Annotated in this window: 2 protein-coding genes and 1 pseudogene; 2 read left to right on the forward strand and 1 reads right to left on the reverse strand. The window is 71.3% G+C overall.

What is annotated here, in order from left to right; all coding sequences use genetic code 11:
* Positions 1-333 (reverse strand): annotated as a pseudogene (locus IJH84_RS04805) (SGNH/GDSL hydrolase family protein); the annotation flags it as partial.
* Between the two features lie 209 nt (positions 334-542).
* On the opposite strand from IJH84_RS04805, the gene IJH84_RS04810 reads away from it, so the two are divergent.
* Both IJH84_RS04810 and IJH84_RS04815 read left to right on the forward strand, forming a co-directional pair.
* Entirely contained in the window at positions 543-1,913 is a 1,371-nt protein-coding gene (locus tag IJH84_RS04810; protein ID WP_200069298.1) for a cystathionine beta-synthase, read from the forward strand.
* Positions 1,914-2,018: 105 nt separating this feature from the next.
* Positions 2,019-3,161 (forward strand): hypothetical protein (locus IJH84_RS04815; RefSeq protein ID WP_295140722.1); only part of this gene is annotated, 1,143 nt, incomplete at its 3' end.

The raw sequence follows: 3,161 nt of genomic DNA on the forward strand, positions 1-3,161 counted from the left end.
GACCGGCCGCCCGGTCTCCTCGGCCATGCCACGGGCGATCCGCGCGCCCGGCAGCTCGTACGGGGAGTGCACGCCCAGCCCCGCCGCCGACGAGTCGCCGAGCACCACCAGCTCCAGCGGCTCGGTGCCCGCGGGCAGGTCGGCGGGTGCCACCGGTCCGCTGCCGTCCGGCAGGTGGACCCCGTCGGAGCGCAGCGGCACCGCCGAGGGCACGCCGATCACCCGGCGCGCGTACCGCGACTGGCCGTTGAGCAGTCCGTACGCCGCTCCGGAAAGCCCTCCGAGGGTGCCGGCGGCCATCATCGCCAGCCGCACCGCACGAGCCCCGATCATGACCTGCCCCTCCTGCGCCGACCGGCGCGAAATCCGTCGGCCGCCCGATGTCGTCGGCTCGGACCGAAAAATCTCTCCATCACCGAAGACGCTGCCGACCGGCAAAACCTTCCCGCCTGGCGTGTCGGCCGGGCGGGCGGCGGGGTTAGCCGATCGCGGGCATTTAGGCTCAACACCACATCGTCACGACTGCGAAAGGGACTGGCGCAGTGGAGTACGTCGAGCACGTCGTCGACCTCGTCGGCAACACCCCTCTGGTGCGGTTGAACTCGCTGGCAGGCTCCGCTTCCACGCCGGTGCTGGCGAAGGTCGAGTACTTCAACCCGGGCGGCAGCGTGAAGGACCGGATCGCGCTGCGGATGGTCGAGGCCGCAGAGGAGTCCGGGCAGCTGCGGCCCGGCGGCACCATCGTCGAACCCACCTCCGGCAACACCGGCGTCGGGCTGGCGATGGTGGCCCAGCGCAAGGGCTACCGCTGCGTGTTCGTGTGCCCGGACAAGGTCAGCGAGGACAAGCGCAGCGTGCTGGAGGCGTACGGCGCGGAGGTCGTGGTGTGCCCGACCGCGGTTCCGCCGGAGCACGCCGATTCCTACTACAGCGTCTCGGACCGGCTGGTCACCGAGATCGACGGCGCGTGGAAGCCGAACCAGTACGCCAACGACGCCAACCCGGAGTCGCACTACCTCAGCACCGGCCCGGAGATCTGGCGCCAGACCGAGGGCCGGATCACGCACTTCGTCGCGGGCATCGGCACCGGCGGCACCATCTCCGGCATCGGCCGCTACCTCAAGGAGGTCTCCGGCGGGAAGGTGCGGATCATCGGCGCCGACCCGGAGGGTTCGGTGTACTCCGGCGGCGGCGGGCGGCCGTACCTGGTGGAGGGCGTCGGCGAGGACTTCTGGCCGCAGACCTACGACCGCGGCATCTGCGACGAGATCGTGCCGATCTCGGACCAGGACTCCTTCGGCATGACCCGCGAGCTCGCGCACCAGGAGGCGCTGCTGGTCGGTGGCTCGTGCGGGATGGCCGCGGCCGCGGCGCTGCGGATCGCGGAGCGCACCGGGCCGGACGACGTGATCGTGGTGCTGCTGCCCGACGGCGGGCGCGGCTACCTCGGCAAGGTGTTCAACGACTCCTGGATGGCCAAGTACGGCTTCCTGTCCCCGGACCACGCCGGCGGGTCGATGAAGGACGTGCTGCTGCGCAAGGACGGCACGATGCCGGAGCTGGTGCACGTGCACCCGAACGAGACCGTCGCGGAGGCGGTCGCGATCATGCGCGAGTTCAGCGTCTCGCAGATGCCGGTGGTCAACGCCGAACCGCCGGTGATGGCCGCCGAGGTCGCCGGGGCGGTCAACGAGCGCGACCTGCTGGACGCGCTGTTCGCGGGCAACGCTCAGCTCGCCGACCGGGTGGAGCAGCACATGTCGCCTCCGCTGCCGACCATCGGCGCGGGTGAGGAGATCAGCGCCGCGATGTCCGCGCTGGCGGGAGCGGACGGCGCGATGGTGCTCGTCGGCGGCAAACCGGCCGGGGTGGTGACCCGGCAGGACGTGCTGGCCTTCATCGCCGGACGTTGACGATTCGTTACGGATGGCCGCTACGCTGCTCACCTATCGGATAGCGTGTGCAGGACGCAACACCAAGGATTTCGTGCTTCACGCCCAAGGGGGTCAGGAAACCCGATGAGCTCTCCGCAGCCGCCGGACGGTGGCCAGCAGGGACAGCAACCGCAGGGAGCCGGTGGCGAGCCGCCGGACGCGGAAGGCACCCAGATCGGTTCCAAGCTGGACCCGCAGGCCACGGACGCCGAACAGGCCCCCAACCCGGACGCCACGCAGGTCGTTCGCCCGGCGCAGCCGCAGCAGGACGCCGGGCAGCAGGGAACCGGACAGCAGGGCACCGGGCAGTCCGGGCAAGCGCCCGGTGATTCGACGCAGGTCGTGCGGCCTGCCCAGCAACCCGCGCAGCAGTACGGCACCGGCGAATCCACCCAGGTCGTGCCGCCGACGATGCAGCCGCCGCAGCCGATGTACGAGCAGCCCGGCACGTCCGGCTCGGCTCCCGGTGAAGGCACCACGCAGGTCGTCCCGCCGAACATGCAGCCCGCGCAGCCGATGTACAACCAGCCCGGCACGCAGAGCCAGCCGGGCGGGTTCCCCCAGCAGCCCCAGTACCCGGGCGCGCCTCAGCAGCCTGGCACGCCCGGCGGCGGTTTCCCCGCTCCGCAGGCCCAGCCGGGATTCGGTGCCCCGCCGCCGAACACCGGCTACGGCGCGTTCGGCAAGCAAGCCGGCGAGAACAACCGCGGGCTCGCGCAGGCGGCCGGTTGGACCGCTATCAGCGGTGGCGGGCTGATGCTGGTCCTGCAGCTGGTCGGGATGTTCCTGATGATCTCGGCGGTGAACCGGCTCAAGCAGCTGTCCGAATCCCTCGGCATGACCGCGCCGACGCCGTCGCTGGCGTTCCCGGTCACGATGATCGTGATCTCGATCGTGGTGCTGATCGCGATGATCGTCGGTGGCGCGTTCATCTTGCAGCGCAAGTCGCTCGGCCAGATTCTGGCTGGCGGTACCGGCGCGGTGGTCGCGGTCGTGTCCCTGATCAACATCTTCGTGCTCCCCTCCGCGGTGTGGTCGGCGATCCTGACGCTGCTCATCGGCGCCGCGGTCGCGGTGCTGGCGTTCCTGCCCGGGACCGGGGCGTGGCTCTCCGGTGGTTCGGCGGGGGCTCCGGCCCCGGCTGCCGCCGGGTTCGGCCAGCCGCAGCCGGGCCAGCCGTTCGGCCAGCCGCAACCCGGTCAACCGCAACTCGGCCAGCCGTTCGGC

This window comes from Saccharopolyspora sp. (assembly GCF_017434145.1).
GTDB classification, from domain to species: Bacteria; Actinomycetota; Actinomycetes; order Mycobacteriales; family Pseudonocardiaceae; genus Saccharopolyspora_C; species Saccharopolyspora_C galaxeae.